Raw genomic sequence first — 23,261 nt, 5'->3', positions numbered from 1 at the left:
GTGTTATTAAAGAAAGGTGAGTTTTATGGAAGCCCTACTCAATGATGCAGTCTCCACGGTCAATACGTACCTGTGGAACTACTTGATCATCTTTATTCTCATCGGTGCTGGTCTATTCTTTACGATGACCACTGGTGCCGTCCAAATCCGCATGTTTAAGGAAATGGTTCGCCTTGTCGCTTCTGGCGCTGGTTCTAAAACAGAAAAGAACCATGTATCCTCATTCCAAGCATTCTGCGTTAGTACCGCATCTCGCGTAGGTGTTGGTAACATCGCTGGTATCGCTATCGCCGTTGTACTTGGCGGTCCTGGCGCCGTGTTCTGGATGTGGGTTATCGCCCTTATCGGTGCTGCTACTGGCTTTATTGAAAGTACACTCGCTCAAATTTACAAGGAACCTGTTGCTAAAGGCGGTTTCTACGGCGGTCCAGCCTACTATATCCGCTACGGTCTTAACAACAAATTCCTAGCTGTTTTATTCGCTATTTTAATCAGCATTACCTATGGTTGGATTTACAATTCTGTACAAGCCAACACATTGGCTGCATCCCTTCAAATTTTCAACTTTGATGTAGCCTATACTGGTGTTGTTGTAGCCGTACTTGTTGGTCTTATCATCTTTGGTGGTATCAGCCGCGTTGCCAAAGCATCTGAAATCATCGTTCCAATCATGGCTGTTCTTTACATTGCGACTGCCTTATTCGTAGTCATCTCCAATATCAGCCAATTCCCTCATGTAATCTATACAATCGTTACATCTGCATTTGAACCATCTGCAGCCGGTGGTGGTCTATTAGGTGCTACTGTAATGAACGGTATTAAACGTGGTCTATTCTCCAACGAAGCCGGTGAAGGTTCTGTACCAAACGCAGCTGCAACAGCCGCTGTTAATCACCCTGTAGAACAAGGTCTTGTTCAAGCATTCGGTGTATTCCTTGATACATTTATTATCTGTACAGCATCCGCGTTTATCGTTCTCATGGTTGGCGACTATAGCACAACAGGTCTTACTGGTGTAGCACTTGTGCAACATAACCTAGCTCAAGAGCTCGGTTCCTGGGCACCTACTGCTGTTGCTGTATTCATCGTAATGTTCTCCTTTAGTTCCCTTATCGGTAACTACTATTATGGTGAAATCAACATCAGCCACTTAACAGACAAAAAATATTGTCTCCATTTATTCCGTATCGGCGTAGTCCTAATGACATTCATCGGCTCTATCGCATCTCTTGATCTCGTGTGGAACTTAGCCGACTTATTCATGGCGTTCTTAGTGTTAACAAACATTAGCTCCATCGTTCGCATGGGACGCACCGCAGGTCTTGCGCTTGATGATTACATCAAACAGCGTAAAGCCGGTATCGATACGCCTGTATTTAACCGTTCCGTTCTTAATCATACATTCGGTGTTGTATGGTGGGGTGAAGGTCAAACTACAGATTCCTCTGTACCTGCTACACCTGTAGAAGATACAATCGAAAAATAATATATACCGATTCTTAGGGTCTTTATTCTTTGGAATAAGGACCCTATTTTTTGTGAAAGCTCTAACTATTTACAATCATATCCAACTATAGAATATAGTTAACATTGTATGTAGGGTATTCATTCGTCCATGTCGAATACAATAAATAGCAAGACATTTAAACGATCCATTGATTCTGAATTATCAGGAGGACTTGTATATGCAAAACTATAATCCTTATGAAAACATGTTAAACACACTCGATGTAGCGGCCGAAAAACTGGGCTATACTAGAAATGATTATGAAGTACTACGCCATCCAGAGCGGGAACTAAAGGTATCCGTTCCACTACAATTAGATAATGGTGAAGTTCGCGTATATGAAGGCTATCGTTGCCAACACTCCACATTGCGAGGCAGTGCCAAGGGCGGTCTCCGTTTCCATCCAGATTCCGATGAAAACGAAGTGCGTGCATTAGCAGCTTGGATGACTATAAAAAATGCTATCGCTAACATCCCTTATGGTGGTGGTAAAGGCGGTATCAAGGTTGACCCTAAAACATTGAACCCTCGTGAATTAGAACGGTTAACGCGTAACTTTGTACGTCGCATTGCACCTATTATCGGTGTTAACACCGACGTTCCTGCGCCAGATGTAAATACGAATGCCCAAATTATGAGCTGGATTGTTGACGAATATAGCACATTAAAAGGCGAATGGAGCCCAGGCATCGTTACGGGCAAACCTATCGAAGTAGGCGGTTCCCTAGGCCGTAATGAAGCCACAGGTCGCGGTTGCCTTATCGCATTGCAATGCTATTTAGCTAAAAAAGGCTTAGACATTAAAAATATGACTGTTGCTGTGCAAGGTTTTGGTAATGTCGGCTCCGTAGGTGCTCGCCTTATTGCAGAAGCAGGTGCTAAGGTCGTAGCTATCGGCGATGTAGCTGTTAATCTATACAATCCAAATGGACTCGATGTTGAAAAAGCTTATGAATACGCTAATTCTCATGGTCGTTCCTTAGTTGGTTACTCCGAACCAGGTATGACTACGATTACGGGACAAGAATTATTAGCACAAGACGTAGATATTCTCTATCTAGCAGCCCTTGAAAATCAACTTAACAAGGACAATATGGAACATGTACGCGCTAAGATTATCTTAGAAGGTGCTAATGGACCAACCACCAATGATGCGGACAAATACTTCTTTGAAAAAGGTATCGATATCATTCCTGACGTACTTGCTAATGGTGGTGGTGTAGTTGTATCCTACTATGAATGGGTACAAAACAAAGCAGGCTTCTACTGGTCCCTCGAAGAGGTAAATGAACGTCTAACTAGAAATATGCAAAACAGCTTTGAAGCAGTATGGCAAATGCAACAAAAATACAATGTGGCACCTCGCCTAGCTGCATACATGATAGCTCTCGAACGACTTGTCATCGAAGCGACACTTCGTGGCTACAATTGCTAAGGTTATTCTCCAACAATTTCATATAGCAAAAGGACTGGCTTTCCATTGTGAAAGTCAGTCCTTTTATGTTACATGCTATGTAGTTATTTAATGGCGTTCATCAAAGCGGCTACTGTACGGCGAGATGCGAGAGCTTTCACCAATGTAGCACCTACGACACCAGGAATCGTTTGACCAATCAATAAATTGATCACCAACGCCCAGTACGGCACGCCTACGAGTGGGCTAAGCCACAATGGTACACATAATGCAGGAACTAAGATGATTGGCAGCATCGCCCACCACGCGCTAAGTCCAGCACGGCGCATCAATACGATGATACCGGTCGTCAAAATACCAACACCAAAGCCCCCTACCATATCAAGGATACCAAGGCCACCGAACAAGAAATTAGAAATGAGGTTACCTATGCCCATAGGAACAATTAAGAACGGAAAGGCATAAGCAAGTGCATATAAAGATGTGGCTATACGAATTTGGTACGCACCAAAGGAAATACCTTGGGTGAGATAAATAAGAACAATGTACAATGCTACTACCATAGCAGAAATAGTCAATTTTCGTGTAGAGATCATGCACTCACCTCCTTTTCAATAAAAAAGAGCATGGCAAAACTACCATGCTCGAATGTGCTTATGATTTCCGTAGTTTTGTTTAGAGACAGGATGGTTGCAAACTGTCTTATGTAGTTGTTCGCCGTTTGGCTCGATATTTATCATAACATAAATCATTTGTTACGGCTAGGTGTTATTGTGGTGATAGAATTGATTGCTTTCGCACCCGCTCCAGCTAGCTTAACGGTCTTCGGCCGAGGGCCTTGACCTACTAAAGTCGCTCTGCAAAAGCAATCAATTCTACTGCATAACGGTTTATGCTCAATTGCATTCTTTACATTATGCTAACATCCGCCACCAAACGGCGAACATCTAATTTGACGAGTTTTCGGATGAGGGCCTCGACCTACTAAAGTCGCTCTGCGAAAGCAATCAATTCTATTGCATAACGGTTTATGCTCAATTGCATTCTTTACGTTATGCTAACATTGGTCCGCCAAACGGCGCTCAACTAATATGATGGGTCTTCTATACCGTTTGCTCGGAAGGCTTCTTGGCGGTCGATGCAGGTGCCGCAATGGCCACATGGGCGGTCACCGCCTTCGTAGCAGGACCAGGTGAGTTGGTATGGTACGCCAAGGCGTAGGCCTTCGCGGACTACGTCGGCTTTGTTGCTATTGATGAATGGTGCTTCAAGGGAGCATTCTTTGCCGGAGCCTTCAAAGATGGCATCGCCCATGGATTTATAGAAGGTTTCGGTGCAGTCTGGGTATGCATTGCCGGCCGCATCGTCGGCATGGGCGCCGTAGTAGATATAGCCACAATCGAGGGATAGTGCTAAGGATGCTGCAGCGGATAGGAACAGACCATTTCTAAATGGCACATAGGTGCTAACAGGTCCTTCCCCATGTTCGTCTTGTTGTTCTTTATAGGAACCAGTAGGAACGGCCTCTGTAGACTGCGTCAATAGGGATGAGTTACTGAATGCAAACAGTTTTGTTACATCCATCGTCTTTCCTTCTATGCCATAGTATGCTAGTACGTTGGCCGCTGCCTCTAATTCCTTGCTATGTTTTTGGCCGTATTGTATGGATAAGGGCACTACGTTTTCTTTGCCAAATCGCTCAATGGCGAGCGCCAAACATGTTGTGCTATCTACGCCGCCGCTAAATAATACAACGGCTTTTTGCTTTTGTGCCATCGTTCCTCCTTATGAAAGCCTCATCCGAAGATGAGGCTTTGTTCGTTAATATAGATATATGGATCTAAGCTTTCACCATATGACATATTATAATTCAATATCGAGTTCTACAGGACAGTGGTCACTGCCGAAGATTTGTTGATGGATTTTAGCCTCTTTAATCTTATCATCTAAGCGTTTAGATGTAATAAAGTAATCAATTCTCCATCCTACGTTTCTATCACGGGCCTTGCCCATGTAAGACCACCAGCTATATTCATCAACCGCATCAGGATACAAGTAACGGAATGTATCGGTAAAACCAGATTCCAACAATTCTGTCATCTTAGCCCGTTCTTCGTCAGAGAAGCCTGCGTTCTTACGGTTTGTTTTAGGGTTTTTCAAATCGATTTCATTGTGAGCCACATTGAGGTCGCCACAGAGAATAACCGGTTTCTTCTTATCCAATTCTAATAGGTATGCACGGAACGCATCTTCCCAAGTCATACGATAATCTAAACGCGCCAATTCACGTTGACTATTCGGCGTGTAGCAGCAAACGAGATAGAAATTATCGTATTCAGCAGTAATGACACGGCCTTCTTGGTCATGTTCTTCAATGCCGATACCATTTGTCACCGCAATCGGTTTAATACGTGTAAATACAGCGGTTCCACTATAGCCTTTTTTCACTGCGCTATTCCAAAATTGTTCATAACCTGGTAATTCTAATTCAATTTGATGGGGTTGTAATTTTGTTTCTTGCAAGCAGAAAATATCTGCATCTAATTCGTTAAAGGAATCGATAAAGCCTTTTGTTACGGCTGCACGCAATCCATTTACATTCCAAGATATTACTTTCATTGATACTCCTTATAAGGCATTTATATACAATATTATTTGTGAAAGCTAGCTTTCACGAGCATGTTTATGTTTTCGATCATGCTTAGCTTGAGCGCGTGCTTGTCGCGATGCTTCATTGGCTTTCATTTCGTTTTCCTTACGATATCTAAAGTAATTCGCCACAACGGATAACAAAAAGATAATCATAACCGTTACATTGAATAGACCAGCGCCGTAGGTATACAAATGATAGCATAAATAAGCAAATGCAACGACCGATAAAATATGATTTAACATTCTCATAATGTTTCAACCCCCGTTTGAATTGGGAATTCATCATAGGTTACCCAATCACTAGAACTACCTACATACAACGCAGAGTTAAGTCCCGCTTCACTCATAACAAGTAAAGCATTACATGCGGTAACACCTGATCCACAATAGGTAACAACAGGTTTTTGTTGATAGATTTCATTGTAGAACTCATTTTCTAATTCCTTAATAGACCGAGGACCTTCCGAAGTATAGCCACTTTCATAAAAATGGTTAACAGCCCTCGGAATATGTCCTGTCATGCCATCCATAACATCGACCACCGAACCATCATAACGTTCTGGGGCGCGGGCATCGATGATAACATGAGAACCAGACTTACTCGCCTCTAATACCTCGTTACGACTCATGGTCATATCCGTTTGCAATGTATAGTTAAATGTCGTTGGTTCTGTAGGCAAAGGGGTAGGATCCTTAGTCAACAAGTGACCTTCTTTCACCCATCTTTCAATACCGCCAGATAGAACGCGGACATCTTTAAGGCCCATGTAGCGCAAGGTCCACCAAAGGCGACCAGCCAAGAAAATCCAAGAATCATAGACAACGACCTTAGAGTTTTCATTAATACCAAATGTCTCGAAGGTTTTCGCCAATTGCTCCATATCCGGCAACGGATGACGTCCCCCATGTTCACCGATAGGGCCGGTCAAATCCTTATCTATATCGACGGGAAAAGCGCCTTTAATATGACCTCGTTTATAATCTTGAAACCCTCTTGCATCGAGGATGATAACCTCATCCATGATAGGTAATAATTCGTTAGGAGTAATGAAATTAGACATAATGACTCCTTTCATGTGATTATATCGAAAAATACAAATCTGTTAATACCATTATATACGAGAGGAGTATAGAATACAATCAGCAACGGTTATTATACAAAAAAGAGGCTATAAAAGCCTCTTTAATATTATATCTTATCTATTTTTTGTAACTCATCGCCAATGCGCTTTACGATACCTGTTACCAAAGCATTACCCATAAAGAACATTCTCATCCGATCTGATACTTCTTCAACCTCACCCTTTGCATTGAGTTTAAATTTTGTCCAATCATCAGGAAAGTCTTGTAAACGCTCTGCTTCAATAGGTGTAATCAAGCGATAATTTCCATTGATTTTTAATAGATGAGTTGAGCGATTGACACTACCTTCCGATGTAAGCATTGTTCGACCTGGCAAATCTAAGGAATCATATTCACTCATGCCCCCCTCTGCATAGGTATACTCATGACCATCTGCTGAGGTGCGTGTCAACTTTTTAGGCCCCCGGAGATATTTGAACTTTTCAAGTTTATCTCCAGTAATATAATACTTAGCATCAACCGCTTCTTCTGGAACAACGATTTTCCCCATTGTAATTGGTGGCTCAACAATTGGATTGGTTTCAATAGTATAGTAATATCCATTAGTCATCAATCCAGAATTCCAAAATTTACCATCATTGAAAGTTTCGGAAACCTCGGCAATATCGCCTACTAACTGATTCGCATGAATTCGTTTTTTAACAGCTGTTCCTTCTACTGGGAACTGACGACCAAATAAACCATCTTTAAAAATATAGTTTTGATACTGTGCTAATCGTTCTTCTATATTTGTATCTTTAGAGAATTTTGCTTCATATGTTGTATGTAAACGTTTACCCCATTTTGTATCATTTCTAAATACAAAGAAGAAAACCCGACGACGTCGCTGTGCACGACCATAATCAGCAGCATTAATAACACGCCATTCAACAGAATAACCTAGTTCATTAAACGCGGCTAACATAACTGCAAAATCTCTTCCTCGTTGACTAGATGGAGCCTTTAGTAGTCTATCTACATTTTCGAGAACTAAATATTTTGGTTTAATAACCTCGGTAGCACGAATTATTTCCCAAAAAAGGACCCCTTTTTTACCTTCAATACCGAGTTCATTCTTTTTACTTCTTGCTACAGAATAATCTTGACATGGGAATCCACCTACAATCATATCAACACCATTTTGCTTCATCTCTTCAAACTTCTCATTTGGAATGAGTGCAACATCGGTCCCGATATGTTCCATATTAGGAAATCTATATAAACCTACTTCGTAAGCATCTTGTATCTTTCTCGATGGTTCATACTGATTAGAATATAGTGTTTGAAAGACCTCTTTACTTGAGTTCTCAAGGCCTACTATAAACCCACCTACACCATCAAACATAGAAAATATCTTCATTATAACCCCTTATCAATAAAATACTTCGAACATATTATATCAGATTCTAGAGAAGAGATCAAGATCAAATTTCTATTTCTTATCTAAATTTATAAGTTCTTTTCTCGTTACCAACCAATGCGATGTAGCTAAATCTTCTAATTGATTCCTATAAAGTATTATATTTAAAGGTTGCTCAGATAATATATTCCTACCAGTTAAATACCACTTAGGATATGTCTCTTTCCCTACAGGTTCATCAATTTTATCAAGTGCTTTTTGCAAGATTTTTTCTTCTAAACTTGCTCTTTTATCAGAAGCTACAGTATGAAACTTTACAATATCTGTATCAGCAGTGACTATATTTATAATGTATTCTTGAATGTCGGTCTTTTCAAAAAACATAGCTTCTATTTGCACAATGTCATCATACTTTAAGCGGCTTTTATTGGTCCCAGCCTGTACCCATAACCAACATAATAAATATCGCTGTGTTTCATTATATTTTGGATTAGTCAGCCAACCCTCTTTTAATTGCCCATTATACATATAAGACACTTCAAAGGCGAATGTAGGCATAGCTTTTTCCTTTAAATTAGTTTTTGCATAATGGATAGCGGCCTTTTCATCTACAACAATTTTCTTTCCACTCTTAAGAATAAGAACAGTATCGCTGCCTGCATGCTGCTTATTTAACTCTCTAGAGACCTCAAAATCGATAATATATCCTTTTTCTTTGAATTTTTCATAGAGAAAATCAACCAAAAACTTATTTACCGCCTGCTCTCCCAACAAATCATCTTCAAAATTATATTTGGTTCTCTCACTATAATCCATAAATTATAACTCTCTCACTATTTCTGCAATATACTCTCTATTTAACCAATATGTCTGCTTTGTAATCATTTGGCCATCTGGTAATTGAACTTTATCAGCAGCATTAGAAGCTTTTGGTCTAATATGGCAAACACCATTAAACTTAACTCCTGGCAAATTATTTTTTACCCCTCTTGGCGTTTGTGTTAATTCAACACCAACTGCTAATATGTCATGCACCGTTTGCCATAGATTTTTTAATTCGGTCTCAATAATTTGCTCCGGCATATTCCACAGCTTAATGCCTTTCAAATAAGGTACTCTGTTAGGGTTCTCTCGTTCAGTCTCAGTAAATTGAAATACAACAAATAAGAACTTTGTATTTTCAAATGTTTCATATACTTGGGATTCTTCCCAAGATGCATTGAGCCATCTATCAAAGTCAATTTGTTCAAATGACATATGTTCACGAGGAACACCATTTGGTTCTAAACGGATAGTCTTAAATTTGATATTCGCCTTAGCGAATTCCTCAGTATCATCAAGACTAGTGCCTTTTATACCAAGTAGATCACTGACTAGATTTGCATACATCGCTTTATTCTTGTTTTCTGCAAAGTTAATGTGACGCTTTAATTCATATAATGTACGCCCAATATAAGGTGCAAATCTTTCATGTAATAACTCATCAACTGATTTAGACTTTAATTCTTCTGGTTTGAAAACTGAGATTACGTCTTCATTCATAAGAATTCGTCTTACATAAGTAGTCATATATGAGTTCTTTAACGAATAGGCTCTCTGTTTTGCAGGAATATCAGAAAAAGGTTGCTTTCGCATGCTCTTTGCATTAGCACCTTTTGTACAAGCAGCAAGATACATGGTATCCCCCTCAGAAATTTCATGAGCCTTACCCGCTTTGATTTTATCTATAATAATTTGCCAATCTTGCTTAACAATAGCTAAATCCGATTCAGAAAATTGATGGATAACGGATTTAAGAATAGGAAATTCCCCTTTATTCACACCATCAATCCATTTATAAAACATAAGCAAGATTTTTTTATTCTTATGCCACAACGATGATTCTTCAAAAGTACGCTTATACTCTTCCATATAATCAATAATATTGAGAACCAATCTTTCCTTTGCTGAGAAGGATGTCTGCTTTGCATTTGTTTTGATGCCAGTAACCTTTAATTCAAGATCTAGGTTAGCAAAATCAGCTTCTGCACGACTATTGGGAGCCATATGAAATAAGCCTTCTTCAATGATTTGACCTATGCCTCCCTTATTTTTCTTCGTCTCAAGTCGATTAGTTACATCATACTCCTTTACAAGCTTACCTTCTGCAGACTTTGCTACATCTAAAACTTCTTCAATAGAATCATAGCGACGTTCAAAATCCATTCCAATCACCTCCCATTTGTTAATTTAATTATACCAACTTATAAATATGAAATAAACATACACTGCATTGCATATCAATAAATATATTACTTACTCAAATAGCTATTAATGCTTTATAATATTTAATATTTATTTAATAATTATCAGTTATATGTATCTTTTTTGCCCCTTTAATCTATGCTATAATAATACTGATATCAACTGTATAGAATATAAAGTATAGATATTTTTTCACAAACGCGTTTTACAAGGAGTATTGGCAATTGAAAAAGGGTTATATTAAATTAATCTTAGCCGTAATTCTAGGGATTGCTGTTATTGGTGGTGGGATTTATTGCGCTTATCACTTCCTATCCAATAAAGCAACTACAATATTATATCGCTCTACAATTGAGGACAAGATCAATGCCTTACGACCTTATATCGAGGCAGCTGATACATTTAATTTAAATAGTGTTGCCTATACCTATCAAATACAACCAACCCTTGAAGAATTGCGCAATCATACACATAATACGTCTGTAACATTACCTGACTATAAGAAATTAAAATCTCAGCTTGAAGCAGCTAAAGAAGAAAGTTCTACACCATATGAGGATGTAAATAAAGCGACGGATGAATTACTTACCATCTTATCGCAATTAATTCCTGTAGCCGACCAACTTCAAAACTACTACACAGATAGAACTTTTGAAAAAGATAATTTTGTAGGTAGTGATAACTTAGCTAGCCAATATGTACCATTAGCGGATCAATTCAATGCGGCCTATAATGCATACGATTTAGCACTTGAAAATCGTAATAACGAATTGTATACAGAACGCATGAAAGAATTCACTGATGAAAACAGAGTCAATGCAGTTAATTTCATTCAATTAAATATACTATTATCTCAAACCATAGATATTATCGATCCTGACGGTAATACAGATACACAAAAGGTCGAAACTAATCTACAAGAAATTACAAAACGCTTGAATGACTTGCAACCTGGTACAAAACCAGAAACGCAAGCTGCGGTTAAACAATATCAAGATGCTGTAAAAGAATTTATTGCAGAAGCAAGAAATTACATCATTATCAACTCCTCCTATGGCGAAGCATATACGCAATTATATGTAAAATACAATCGCATGATTGGCCGTGCCAACGAGGTGGATATGAATGACCTCGATGCAGTAGACAGCAAAAAATAATAATTGAACAACACAAAGGACCAGCCTTATAGCTGGTCCTTTTATTGTGTCTAAATCAATACTACTTATTCCTTTTTCAAATCTTTCGTGATTACATAGTATTCACTAGGTGATGTGTGAATCCCCTTTAGATAGCTTTTACCAATCATATTAATCTTAGGATAGCCAAGGAATATGGTAACATTTTCATCGAGCAAAATTTGTTGGGCATTGATGATAGCATTGCGTGCGATTGTAGCATCTAGCGTAGAACCTGCCAGTGCTATAAGTTCATCAATCATCGTATAATCGACAATTTTAATCTGTACGTCAATACCAATTTTCTTATAATCCGCCTGCATTGCCTCTGCATATAGCGTCAATTCAGGTCTTGATGTATAAGTATATAAAACTAGCGAGAGATTTTGACCATTTTTATCTACAAGGCCATCCCCATTGGTATCTGTCCAACTAGACTTAGCTAATAAAGTTTTAGCCTTATTAGGATCATATGGATTGGTATCCTTTAATTGTTTATATCCATAATCAAGGCTAGGCGGCAATGGCGCCTACTCGTAAAATATCTTTATCATATCCTATTTATCGAAAGTTCTCAATCATCTAATATATATTTAGCAAATAGAAAAGATAAAAGCCTTCGCATACGCGAAGGCTTTCACCAATAAGATTATATATTTGTATCATTAGTAACGGTATCCATCGATAATGGATTGTGTGGTTTACCAATTTCAAAAATAGAACTCAATAACACCTTTGTATATGGATGTTTTGCATCTGCTAGATGGAACGCATCTAGTTCTTCAACGATAGCCCCTTTATACATGACTACAACCTTATGGCACATAGTACGAATGAAAGCAATATCATGAGCGATAAACAAATATGTTAAATTCCGTTTCTTTTGCAATCTAGCGAGTAGATAGGCAATAGAGTCTTGCACAGATACATCAAGGGCACTCGTTGCCTCATCGAATACGAGGATTTCAGGTTCCAAAACGATAGCTCGTGCGATAGCTACACGTTGACGTTGACCACCAGACATCTCATGAGGGAATCGATGCATGAACTCGCGCGGTAAATCTACCATTTCAAGATAATCACCAGCGATTTGTTCTTCTTTTCCCTTTTCAAGAAGCCCAAAATTATATAGTGGTTCAAGGATAATATCCTTAACCTTCATGCGTGGGTTAAATGCAGCAGATGGATCTTGGAATACCATTTGAATTTTTTTACGGTATTCCTTTGTTTGTTCTGCATTCATATGTTGAATTTCAACACCATCGACATAGATTTCACCTTCTGTAATAGGCAACATTTTCATAATCATACGAACCAATGTTGTTTTACCAGAGCCGGATTCACCTACAATACCAAGAGATTCCCCTTTTTCAAGGGTGATATTGATATTTTTACATGCCTCAAGTTCGCCACCAGTAGGAAGTGGGAATCGTTTATATACATTTTTAATTTCTACTGCGTAGTTAGTCAATGTAACGACCTCCTTCCAATGTTGGTACCGCATCTTTTAGTTGTTTTGTGTATTCATTAGATGGGTTTTCTAAGATTTCTTGTGGCGTACCTGCATCTACAACACGGCCCTTTTTCATAACGATGATGTAATCGGACATATACGCCGCCACACCAAGGTTATGGGTTACCATAACGATAGCGGAATTATGCACTTTAGATAATTCCATCATTTGCATAACAACTTGAGATTGTGTTGTCACGTCTAGAGCAGATGTTGGTTCATCACCGATGAGTAATGCTGGGTCTAATGCTAATGCCATGGCAATACCAACACGTTGGCGTTGACCGCCAGACAGCTCATGTGGATAGCGGCGAAGGATATCTGCGCAATTAGGTAACGCAACAGACTCTAATAATTCAATAGCACGACGATCACATTCGTCATTGGAGATTTCAATGTGAGCTTTGAATAGTTCTCTAAATTGTTTACCAATGCGTACAATCGGATCGAGTGCACTACCGCTATCTTGGAAAATCATGGCCATGTCTTTGCCACGTATGGATCTCCATTCTGACTTAGATAGGGTGCGAAGGTCTTGACCATTAAAGATCATTGTACCATCTGTGACCTCACCACCTGCAGGCAACAAACCCATAAGGGCCCGGATCACGGTAGTTTTACCGGATCCAGATTCCCCTACAATGGTCAATACCTTACCGCGTTCCAAGGTAAAGTTTACATCCATAACAGCAGGCACACCTTGGTACGCGATGTTAAGGTTCTCTACAGTTAGTATGTTTTCTGCCATTATAGCTCCTTATTATTTTGTAATTTTATTAGTAATCCAGTAGTAGTCACTTGGGTACATGACAGCACCTTTCAAGTAAGAACCAGTAACGATATTAGTTTTAGGGTAACCTAAGAACAATGCAGCGCCATCATTCATCAATAATTGTTGAATTTGAATTGCATAGTCACGACGTTTTGCAGGATCAAATTCAGTTTCAGCAGCATCTAACAATTGGTCAACTTGAGGATTGGAGTAACCAGAACCGTTTTGAGGGTTGGAACCATCGATATTAGTATGCCAGTAGTTAGACAAGAACCAGATTGGGTCACCTGTATTAGCAGTTACGATATTGGAGATAAGCATATCATAGTCGCCATCTTGACCCATTTTATCAATCAAGTTATAGTCAACTGTTTTGATTTTCATGTCGATACCCACTTTTTTAAGGTCTGCTTGAACAGCTTCGGCATAAAGTGGTAATTCTGCACGAGAGTTATATACAACGAAGTCAAATGTCAACGGTTTGCCATCTTTATCAAGGATGCCGTCCCCATCAGTATCTTTCCAGCCATCTTCTGCTAACAATTGTTTAGCACGATCTACATTATATGCATTAGGATCTTTCAAATCTTTGAAGCCATAGTCCATGGATGGTGGAATTGGTGCGGAACCAGGAATGAATGTGCCTTTTAGCAATACATCGGCATAGTTTTTACGATCTGTTGCGGAAATAACAGCTGCACGAACTTTGTCATCACCAAGAACACCTTTTTGGTTAATACGAGCCAATACTACGCGAAGAGATGCGATTTCATCAACCTTGAACTTATCGTTATTTTGGAATAAGCCGATTTCACCAGCACCGATGTTAACAGCCATATCTACGTCGCCAGATTGTAAGCTCATAGCGCGAGTATTAGGGTCATCGATGGAAGGAATTTCTACAGTTTTAAATGGTACTGCACCATCCCAATAGTTTTCGTTAGCAGCCATTTCAGCGCGTTCTTTAGTGAAAGATTTAACTACGTATGGGCCTGTACCGATAGGGCCTTCTTTCGCAAAGTTGCGTCCGTCTTTTTCAGATTGTACATCAACGATTAGGAACAATGGATCCGCTAAAAGCCCAGGCATATTAGGATATTCTTTTGTTGTATGAATAACTAATTGTTGACCATTAGCTTCCATAGAGTCATATTCGAAGAATGTTTTTGCACGGTTAGATTTTTCAAAAGCCCGTTCGATAGATGCTTTAACTGCTGCAGCATCAACTTTTTTACCATTGGAGAACTTTACCTTATCGTTGATTGTGAAAGTCCATGTTTTATGGTCTGGGGATACTTCCCATTTGGATGCAATCCATGGTTGAGGTTTCATTTGTTCATCAAATTTAGCCAATGTTTCGCCTACACCATAGCGCATTACAACCCAAGCGAAGAAGTTTTCAGTAGGTTCTAAAGTAGAAGCGAAGTTAGTTACGCCTACTTTCAATACGTCTTTATTTGCAGAGCCGTTGTTATCGGAGCCACAACCTGCGATGAAGGAACCCATCATCACAACACTAAGACCTGCTAAAAGAGCCTTTTTCCAAGATTTTTTCATTTAAAATCTCCTTGTTAACACAATATACAAAGCTTATATATCATTATTACGCCGCAAAGGCCTAATAAAGATTCCAAATACTAAGATTAACCTTGGTTCTTAGGATCCACTACATCACGTAAAGAATCAGACCAAAGATTGAAAATAGATACTACGATTAAAATAGACAAACCAGGGAACGCCATGAGCCATGGACTCGTTTGCAAGTATTGACGACCTTCATTAAGCATAAGACCCCATTCAGGTGTTGGTGGTTGCGCACCAAAACCAAGGAATGATAAACCGGCAACTTCGATCATAATAGCCCCAATATCAAGAGCACCTGTGGTTACAACGAGAGGCAAAATATTAGGAATAATATGACGACGTAAAATCGTCCATGTAGAGGCCCCCATCATAACGGCAGCCGTTACATATTCTTCACCGCGTACTTTCAACGTCATAGAACGAACAAGTCGCGCATATTTAGCCCACCCTACAACCGATAATGCTAAGATGGTATTTACAATACTACCACCTAAGATACCGGCGATGGCAATGGCGAGCACTACCCCTGGGAAAGATAACATGATATCCGCCAAGCGCATAAGAACCATTTCAACCTTGCCACCAAAGTAACCTGCTACGGCACCGATGACTGTACCAATGCTCACCATAATCACTACGATGGATACACCCATGAACAAGGATAATTGAGTACCATAAATGATACGAGACAATACGTCACGGCCCAATTTGTCGGTACCAAACCAATGTTGAGCACTAGGTGCTTGTAATGCTTTGGACATATCCGATGTGAAAGCATCGCCCGGAGCAAGCCATGGTGCAAAGATAGCAATGAATACAATGACGAGCATCAATGCAGTATAGAAAGAGAACAATTTATGTTTCTGAATAAATTCTTTCATTATGCTCTCTCCCTTTTCAATCTAGGGTCCAATAGAACATAGGATGCATCAACTAAAGCATTGATACACATGTATGCAATAGCAACCCATAACACAAAACCTTCAATCAATGGATAGTCACGCATAGTGATGGCGTAAATGGCCATATTCCCGAGGCCAGGCCAGGAGAATACCATTTCAACTACCGCTACACCACCTAATAACCAACCAATAAGAACACCTAAAATAGTGATCAATGGCAATACGGCATTAGGCAAAATGTGACCGAATAAAATCTTCATTTCGCTCACGCCACGGGCACGGGCACCGATAACGTAATCCTTTTGCATCTCTTCAAGGATAACGAGTCGAACTTGACGCATGTATTTAGATCCAACGACAACGGCCAATGTAACGGCTGGCAAAATAACGCCTGTCGCTGTTACACGAGATGAAGCGATTGGAACCAAGCCGAGCTTTAAGCCAAAAATGTAAATTAATACAAGGCCTAACCAGAATGACGGCATAGATACGCCTATAAAAGAAAGGCTTCTCAGTACATAGTCTATCCATTTATTCCGATTATACGCACTCAGTATACCTGCCGGTAATGCATAGATAATCGTAAATACCAATGCGGTTCCTGACAATGCAAGCGTACCAGGTAATGCTTCTAACATGCGATCTACTACAGGTTTTTTAGCAGAGTAACTCATTCCTAAGTCACCTTGTGCTGCATTGACTACCCAGTTTGCATACTGTACGATAAACGGCTTATCCAAGCCTAATTGTGCTCGAGTTTCATCAATCATTTCTTGAGACACGATAGTATCCGCCGTTTCCAGTAGCATCGTAACTGGGTCCCCTGGAGCTAAATAGGTGAGACAAAATGTCAAAAATGTGATGCCAAACAAGGTAACAATAAATTGTCCTAATTGCTTGGCAAAGCGTTTGCCCATAGGCACCTCCTATACCCTTTTTAAATAAAAACACATAATAGTGAATAAACATAGAAAGTAAACATGTAATATGATGCTGTGTAATAAGATCTATGAAATAACCATAAAAAAAGATTAGCCTGCCTGACTAACCTAAATTAAAACACCGTGTTCTAGCACAATGTTCCTCAAGATCGAGCAGGCTTTCTGACTTTTGATTCATCACAATATTTCAGCCTTCCCAGTTTCCCAGTGACCCTAATACGAAATATTGCTCCTCATAACAGCTATTTTCATAGTATAGGATTTACACCCATTTTCCTCTTTTACGCTCGGTAAAACCGACACTCAGTTTATTCACTTTTATTAATTATAAATATACTATATTTATAATTCACTAACAATACATATACCCCTTAGTGTATATTCGTCAATCCATCATAATTATTCATAAAAACAATATTCATTATTATTTACATGCATTACTTCGTATATTATGCCCCATTTCTTGAAATAATTGCTTTATTTACTTTTCTTTTCTGTATATAAACGTATATATTTACATTTGTAGTTTAATTTAATTTACATATAAAATATTTTGCTATGCATATAACCAAAAGAGGCTATCACCGAAGTGACAGCCTCTATAAGACGAGAGAGTATTCAATTAATCGATACTTTGTTGGAATCGTTGTGCACGATACGCTAACCAACCTTTGCGTATCATATAAATGCAAATGCCAATAGTTACTGCAACAGCACTACCGAGCATGGCATCGATACCGCACGCATATACTGCATATGAGCAGTATAAAACACCTGCAACAGCAACGAAATAGAAACGATCAATACGACGTTTTTCCAATCCAGACATGTGCATCATAGTTGGTACTGCAAGAATGCAGAGAATATAAGGCACTACATTAGTTACAACCGCAAGGTTTACCAATGTCTCGAATTGATCGCGTAAAGAATCATTAGCTGTGAACAATGTAAGAATTGTTTCAATCGCTAATAAGATAAATACGCCACGCACTGGTGCATCCTTGCTGTTTACACGAGCAAACACCTTAGGGAAATAACCTGCCTCTGCTGCATTCTTGAATACGCGAGACAATGTAAATTGCCAGCAAAGTAAAGCACCACAGCAAGAGATAATCATGAGCGCCATGATAACATTTGCAATTGTGTCATTGAACATATACGCAAATGTAAGGCCAAATGGTGCATTGGAATTTAATAATTCTGTGTTAGGCACGATACCGGCCATAACGTTTGTAGACAAGATGTAAATCACCGCCACTGCTAATGTACCTGCAAATGTTGCAATTGGCACGTTTTTCTTTGGATTTTCTACAGCATCTGCATTTGCTGCTGCCGATTCAAACCCTAGGAATCCCCACAATGTTAAAGCAATAGATTGTTTAATTGCTTCAAAGAACGGCAAGTCGTTTGGATTCCATGCCGCCAAATACGTATCTGGGCTAAACCAGAACCAACCAATTGTACCGATTAGAAGAACCGGCACAACACAACCCCAAATCGTAATATTGCTGAGCTGACCTGTAAAGCGATTTCCTCTAAAATTCAAAATCGCTGCAAACCATAACAAAACGATTGTTACTTGACTTGTTTGCGTTGCATTTAAATCAACACCAAAGAATTCTGAGCCATAGCCAACTGCAGACACTGCAATAGCTATATTAGCAATGATGAGAGATATGCTGTAAGCATAGCTCGCCATAAAATGTCCAGTCTTACCGAAGCGGTGTTCTGCATAACCGCCCATGCCTCCTTTAATTTGAGAGAACATACCCGCTTGAGCAAAAATATACGCTAGCAAAAGCGCACCCACAGCCGTCACGAGCCAAGATAACACTGAAATAGTACCAACTTGAGCCAAATTGGTTGGTAACATAATGATCCCAGCTCCTAGCATATTGGCTGCTACCATTGTGGTTAGCTGGAATACAGACATTTTTTTAGCGGTGGTTTTCATGTATCAATCCCCTTTCGTAAGGTGAATTTTTTCTCGTCCATAATTCACGTAACTATATTAAAACCGCTAAGTACATTCAGTTCCTGCTGTAATGGGCGGGAATGTGAAGGTACCGTTTTTATTTGTTTTTCGAATTAATAATAACACCATAGGTGGTAAATTAAAAGTATTTTATTAGTGGACAAAGCATATTACACGAATTGAATAAAAATATAGTAATTATATATTATTTTTGATTAGAAACGGTATGATGAATGTAAGAGTATCATTTTATTTTAGTTTAATCAATTAAATGTGTGAAAAATCACTATCTATTCAGATTATAGTATTGTTCCACAAGACCATTATCCGCTACGAGTCCACCCATTATAGACAAAAATTGACCCCACCTAAAGGTGGAGCCAATTTTATAAACTAAGAAAGCATCTATGATTCTAATAAAAAGGAATTACTCTTGTACAGAGTTTACGATAGATTTCCAGCTATCGATTTGTGCTTCTTCGTTAGCAATGATTTGCTTCCCATTATTACGTTGTCTTTCCACACATTCTGGAGCCGTACCAGAATAGTTGTTACGACCTGCTACACAAGCTTCAATGGAAATAGCATCTAGAATGTCCGCATCAAAATATGGAGAAATTGCTTTGAAATCCTCAACGGATAAGTCAAGCAATACACAACCTTTTTCGATACAATGATGTACAGCATTGCCTACAATTTCATGCGCTTCACGGAATGGAACGCCTTTTTTCGCAAGGTAATCGGCCATATCTGTAGCATTCGAGAAATCGTCATCGAGGACAGCTTTCATATGAGCCCCATTGACCTTCATACCGCGAATCATCGCCGCATTGATGGACAATGCAAAGTGTACTGTATCGATAGCATCAAAAATGCCCTCTTTATCCTCTTGCATATCTTTATTATATGTAAGTGGCAAGCCTTTTAATGTAGTTAATAAACCTAACAAGTGGCCATAGGTACGACCTGTTTTGCCACGAACGAGTTCGCATACGTCAGGATTTTTCTTTTGTGGCATGATGCTAGATCCTGTACAATGCGCATCATCAAGTTCAATAAAACTAAACTCATTGGTAGACCACAAAATTAATTCTTCACTAAGACGACTCAAATGCATCATCACAAGAGATGCAAAGGACAAGAATTCAACTACATAGTCACGGTCGGATACGGCATCCATACTATTTTCGTAAATACGAGAGAAGCCGAGTAGCTTTTGCGTATAGGTTTGATCAATACCGTATGTAGAACCAGCTAAGGCCCCTGCACCAAGTGGCATGATGTCTGCGTGTTTGAAGACCATCAACAAACGGTCAAAGTCGCGCTCTAGCATAGAGAAGTACGCCATCATATGATGACCAAACAATACAGGTTGCGCCCGTTGTAAATGCGTATAGCCAGGCATGATAACATCGCTGTATTTTTCAGCCGTTTCGATGAGGGCTTTTTGCATATCTACGATAAGCTCGCCCATTTCTACTACGGCTTTACGGACGTACATGTGTAAATCAACTGCGCATTGGTCATTACGGCTACGGCCTGTATGTAAACGACCACCTGCTTCACCAATGTCATCTGTTAGACGCTTTTCAATATTCATATGAATATCTTCAAGAGCCACGGAGAATGGGAACTCACCCTTATCAATTTGGCCTTTTATCTTTGTTAAGCCCTCAACAATAGCGTCCCGATCTGCGTCGGAGATAATATTTTGTTTTGCCAGCATTGTAGCATGTGCTTTACTACCTGCAATATCTTCGGCGTACATCCGCGCATCAAAAGCGATAGAGGATGTAAAATCCTCTACCGCTTTATCTGTGCCTTTTGTGAAACGCCCGCCCCACAATTTAGCCATTATTTACCTGCCTTTTCTTTCATTAATGCATTAATTTTAAGAGGTAAACCGAACAAGTTGATGAAACCAGCCGCATCAGCTTGGTTGTATACATCATCTTCTTCGAATGTTACGAAATCTTCGCTGTACAAGGAGTATGGAGAAGTTGCACCAGCAGAAATAATGTTGCCTTTGTACAATTTAAGTTTTACTTCACCAGTTACAGTTTTTTGAGTTTCATCAACGAATGCTTGCAAAGCGTTCATCAATGGTGCGAACCACATGCCATCGTATACAAGTTCAGCGTATTTGTTAGCAATAAGTTCTTTGTAGTGGTATGTAGCTCTGTCAAGGCAAAGATATTCAAGTTCTCTGTGAGCATACATGATGATGGATCCACCTGGGTTTTCATAAACGCCACGGGATTTCATGCCTACTAATCTATTTTCAACGATATCTACAACGCCTACGCCATAGTGTGCACCGATTTCGTTGAGTTTTTCTAACAATTGTAATGGAGTACCTTCTTGGCCATCTACTGCTACAGGTACGCCATCTTTGAAGGATACAGTTACATAACCAGCTTCATCTGGAGCTTGTTCAGGCGTATGTGTTACCAAGTACACATCATCTTTAGGCGCATTTGCTGGATTTTCAAGATCGCCGCCTTCATGGGACAAATGCCATACGTTTTGGTCCATGGAATATGGATGGGATTTCGTAGCTACAACTGGAATATCATGTTTAGCTGCATATTCCATGCAGTCTGTTCTGGATTTCAAATCCCATTCTCTCCAAGGAGCGATGATTTTCATATTAGGAGCCAATGCTTTGATAGCAAGTTCAAAACGAACTTGGTCATTACCTTTACCAGTCGCACCGTGAGCGATAGCATCAGCGCCTTCTTTTTTAGCAATATCTACGAGGATTTTACCGATTAAAGGTCTAGCGAAGGATGTACCTAATAAATACTTGCCTTCATAAACTGCACCAGCTTTTACTGTTGGCCATACATAATCTTTTACGAACTCTTCTTTAGCATCAACGATGTACGCTTTAGAAGCACCAGATTTGATTGCTTTTTTCTCAACTGCATCATAATCCTCAGGTTGGCCTAAGTCTACGCACACAGCGATAACTTCAGCGCCATAGTTTTCTTTTAACCAAGGAATGATAACAGATGTGTCTAAACCGCCAGAATATGCGAGTACTACTTTATTTGCTTTACCCATGATAACACCTCATAAACTAAATTATACTAGGTATGATTCATACCATTTATTATTATACTACGAATTCATTATGAATTCTTCATGTCTTATCGACTACAGGTGTTAGTATATCACTGCATATTTATAAATGCAAGTAGAAATTTTATTCAATTATATAATATATTTCGCTTACGAATATTATATCTTATTCTATACCAAGTTCTTGCTTATATGCATAGTCCGCCTCTGCTTGAGATATCATACCTTGATCTACCATTTGAGCGAGAACTAATTTTTGCCGAGCTTTAGCACCTTTATAATTTTCATAAGGATCCAAATAGGTTGGTGCATTGGGCAATGCCGCTAACATTGCACATTGACCTAAGGTCAATCGACTAGGGCTAGTACCAAAATACCCCTCGGCAGCCTCTTTTATACCATAATAATTATGTCCATAATAGACCGTATTCAAATACATGGTTAAAATTTCATCTTTACTATAGTAATGCTCCATCTCTACCGCTAGAATAGCTTCCTCCGCTTTACGGGACATCGTCCGTTTAGACGATAGAAATAGATTTTTTACCAATTGTTGTGTGATAGTACTCCCCCCCTCAACAGTTTCACCAGCAACGCTGTTAACATAAAAAGCGCGTGTTACACCGAGCACATCGATAGCACCATGCTTGTAATAGCGTTTATCTTCAATGGCCACTAGAGCTCGTTTCGCATTGTCTGGAATGTTTTCAGATTTCACCCATTTATCCCTTGGCACACGTTGATGAAGCGCGGCTTCAACCTTTTCTCGGAAGGTAAAAATACGATGCATGCGTTCCCACCGACTTAATGTATCTTCATTTTCTTCAATTGTCTGTTCTACAGTTGTATGAGCCTTACTAACGCGATTTGTTCCTTGATAGCTTTGATATGTATCATATACATATATAGCCCCTAGCAATATACAAATGATAAGAACTAATCGGCGCACTATTCGAAATATAAACATAGATTCACCTATATCTACCTTACAGCAGACTTCTAAGTATATAAACTTT

The 23,261-nt window shown here is 39.3% G+C and carries 21 protein-coding genes and 1 riboswitch; of the genes, 3 read left to right on the top strand and 18 right to left on the bottom strand.

What is annotated here, in order from left to right:
* Positions 1 to 25 precede the first annotated feature (25 nt).
* Both VAHSUH02_RS01695 and VAHSUH02_RS01690 read left to right on the top strand, forming a co-directional pair.
* Complete coding sequence (locus VAHSUH02_RS01695; RefSeq protein WP_005383979.1) at positions 26 to 1,486, top strand: alanine/glycine:cation symporter family protein; 1,461 nt, start codon at positions 26 to 28, stop codon at positions 1,484 to 1,486.
* 199 nt (positions 1,487 to 1,685) lie between these two features.
* On the top strand, positions 1,686 to 2,942 hold the full coding sequence (locus VAHSUH02_RS01690; protein ID WP_005383980.1) for a Glu/Leu/Phe/Val family dehydrogenase: 1,257 nt from the start codon (positions 1,686 to 1,688) through the stop codon (positions 2,940 to 2,942).
* 83 nt (positions 2,943 to 3,025) lie between these two features.
* Here the strand turns inward: VAHSUH02_RS01690 and VAHSUH02_RS01685 are convergent, their stop codons facing one another.
* From VAHSUH02_RS01685 to VAHSUH02_RS01650, 8 genes are all read right to left on the bottom strand, one after another.
* Positions 3,026 to 3,517 (bottom strand): QueT transporter family protein, encoded by a 492-nt coding sequence (locus tag VAHSUH02_RS01685; protein WP_005383982.1) that lies wholly within the window; start codon positions 3,515 to 3,517, stop codon positions 3,026 to 3,028.
* A 490-nt stretch (positions 3,518 to 4,007) separates the two neighbouring features.
* Positions 4,008 to 4,697 carry a 7-cyano-7-deazaguanine synthase QueC gene (queC, locus tag VAHSUH02_RS01680; protein ID WP_005383984.1) on the bottom strand — a complete coding sequence of 230 codons (690 nt, stop codon included), beginning with the start codon at positions 4,695 to 4,697 and terminating at the stop codon, positions 4,008 to 4,010.
* A gap of 87 nt (positions 4,698 to 4,784) precedes the next feature.
* Positions 4,785 to 5,540, bottom strand: a complete 756-nt coding sequence (locus VAHSUH02_RS01675) for an exodeoxyribonuclease III (RefSeq protein WP_005383986.1) — start codon at positions 5,538 to 5,540, stop codon at positions 4,785 to 4,787.
* Positions 5,541 to 5,585: 45 nt separating this feature from the next.
* Positions 5,586 to 5,822, bottom strand: coding sequence for a hypothetical protein (locus VAHSUH02_RS01670; protein WP_005383988.1), 237 nt, complete (start codon positions 5,820 to 5,822; stop codon positions 5,586 to 5,588).
* Positions 5,819 to 6,634 carry a sulfurtransferase gene (locus tag VAHSUH02_RS01665; RefSeq protein ID WP_038148940.1) on the bottom strand — a complete coding sequence of 272 codons (816 nt, stop codon included), beginning with the start codon at positions 6,632 to 6,634 and terminating at the stop codon, positions 5,819 to 5,821. The genes VAHSUH02_RS01670 and VAHSUH02_RS01665 overlap by 4 nt, the downstream gene beginning before the upstream one ends.
* Before the next feature lie 128 nt (positions 6,635 to 6,762).
* Positions 6,763 to 8,055, bottom strand: coding sequence for a DNA (cytosine-5-)-methyltransferase (gene dcm / locus VAHSUH02_RS01660; RefSeq protein ID WP_005383992.1), 1,293 nt, complete (start codon positions 8,053 to 8,055; stop codon positions 6,763 to 6,765).
* A gap of 72 nt (positions 8,056 to 8,127) precedes the next feature.
* A complete protein-coding gene (locus tag VAHSUH02_RS01655) occupies positions 8,128 to 8,871 on the bottom strand; it encodes a hypothetical protein (RefSeq protein ID WP_005383994.1) in 744 nt (247 codons plus the stop codon).
* A 3-nt stretch (positions 8,872 to 8,874) separates the two neighbouring features.
* Positions 8,875 to 10,260: a Sau3AI family type II restriction endonuclease gene (locus VAHSUH02_RS01650; RefSeq protein WP_005383995.1), complete on the bottom strand. Its 1,386-nt coding sequence runs from the start codon at positions 10,258 to 10,260 to the stop codon at positions 8,875 to 8,877.
* A 263-nt stretch (positions 10,261 to 10,523) separates the two neighbouring features.
* Between VAHSUH02_RS01650 and VAHSUH02_RS01645 the strand changes: the two genes are divergently transcribed.
* The gene (locus VAHSUH02_RS01645) at positions 10,524 to 11,456 is read left to right on the top strand and encodes a YiiG family protein (protein ID WP_005383996.1); all 933 of its coding nucleotides are present in this window, start codon (positions 10,524 to 10,526) and stop codon (positions 11,454 to 11,456) included.
* 65 nt (positions 11,457 to 11,521) lie between these two features.
* Here VAHSUH02_RS01645 and VAHSUH02_RS01640 read toward each other — a convergent pair whose 3' ends face one another.
* The 10 genes from VAHSUH02_RS01640 to VAHSUH02_RS01595 all read right to left on the bottom strand — a co-directional run bounded on the left by VAHSUH02_RS01640 (position 11,522) and on the right by VAHSUH02_RS01595 (position 23,212).
* Entirely contained in the window at positions 11,522 to 11,998 is a 477-nt protein-coding gene (locus VAHSUH02_RS01640; protein ID WP_005383998.1) for an ABC transporter substrate-binding protein, read from the bottom strand.
* A 125-nt stretch (positions 11,999 to 12,123) separates the two neighbouring features.
* Positions 12,124 to 12,945 carry an ABC transporter ATP-binding protein gene (locus tag VAHSUH02_RS01635; protein WP_005384000.1) on the bottom strand — a complete coding sequence of 274 codons (822 nt, stop codon included), beginning with the start codon at positions 12,943 to 12,945 and terminating at the stop codon, positions 12,124 to 12,126.
* On the bottom strand, positions 12,938 to 13,735 hold the full coding sequence (locus tag VAHSUH02_RS01630) for an ABC transporter ATP-binding protein (protein ID WP_005384001.1): 798 nt from the start codon (positions 13,733 to 13,735) through the stop codon (positions 12,938 to 12,940). Before VAHSUH02_RS01630 ends, VAHSUH02_RS01635 begins: the two co-directional genes overlap by 8 nt.
* A 12-nt stretch (positions 13,736 to 13,747) precedes the next feature.
* Positions 13,748 to 15,316 carry an ABC transporter substrate-binding protein gene (locus VAHSUH02_RS01625; protein WP_005384004.1) on the bottom strand — a complete coding sequence of 523 codons (1,569 nt, stop codon included), beginning with the start codon at positions 15,314 to 15,316 and terminating at the stop codon, positions 13,748 to 13,750.
* Between the two features lie 86 nt (positions 15,317 to 15,402).
* A complete protein-coding gene (gene nikC / locus VAHSUH02_RS01620; protein ID WP_005381279.1) occupies positions 15,403 to 16,224 on the bottom strand; it encodes a nickel transporter permease in 822 nt (273 codons plus the stop codon).
* Complete coding sequence (gene nikB, locus VAHSUH02_RS01615) at positions 16,224 to 17,162, bottom strand: nickel ABC transporter permease (RefSeq protein WP_005384009.1); 939 nt, start codon at positions 17,160 to 17,162, stop codon at positions 16,224 to 16,226. The genes nikC and nikB overlap by 1 nt, the downstream gene beginning before the upstream one ends.
* A gap of 159 nt (positions 17,163 to 17,321) precedes the next feature.
* Positions 17,322 to 17,508: riboswitch (cobalamin riboswitch) on the bottom strand.
* A 300-nt stretch (positions 17,509 to 17,808) separates the two neighbouring features.
* Positions 17,809 to 19,140, bottom strand: a complete 1,332-nt coding sequence (potE, locus tag VAHSUH02_RS01610) for a putrescine-ornithine antiporter (RefSeq protein ID WP_005384010.1) — start codon at positions 19,138 to 19,140, stop codon at positions 17,809 to 17,811.
* A gap of 448 nt (positions 19,141 to 19,588) precedes the next feature.
* A complete protein-coding gene (argH, locus tag VAHSUH02_RS01605) occupies positions 19,589 to 21,016 on the bottom strand; it encodes an argininosuccinate lyase (RefSeq protein WP_005384013.1) in 1,428 nt (475 codons plus the stop codon).
* Complete coding sequence (locus tag VAHSUH02_RS01600; protein ID WP_005381291.1) at positions 21,016 to 22,227, bottom strand: argininosuccinate synthase; 1,212 nt, start codon at positions 22,225 to 22,227, stop codon at positions 21,016 to 21,018. Before VAHSUH02_RS01600 ends, argH begins: the two co-directional genes overlap by 1 nt.
* A gap of 184 nt (positions 22,228 to 22,411) precedes the next feature.
* Complete coding sequence (locus tag VAHSUH02_RS01595) at positions 22,412 to 23,212, bottom strand: transglycosylase domain-containing protein (protein WP_005384015.1); 801 nt, start codon at positions 23,210 to 23,212, stop codon at positions 22,412 to 22,414.
* Positions 23,213 to 23,261: the final 49 nt, after the last annotated feature.

This window comes from Veillonella atypica KON (assembly GCF_002959915.1).
GTDB classification, from domain to species: domain Bacteria; phylum Bacillota; class Negativicutes; order Veillonellales; family Veillonellaceae; genus Veillonella; species Veillonella atypica.
The sequence above is the reverse complement of the archived record's forward strand: the minus strand, read 5'-3'. Positions and strand labels throughout refer to the sequence as shown.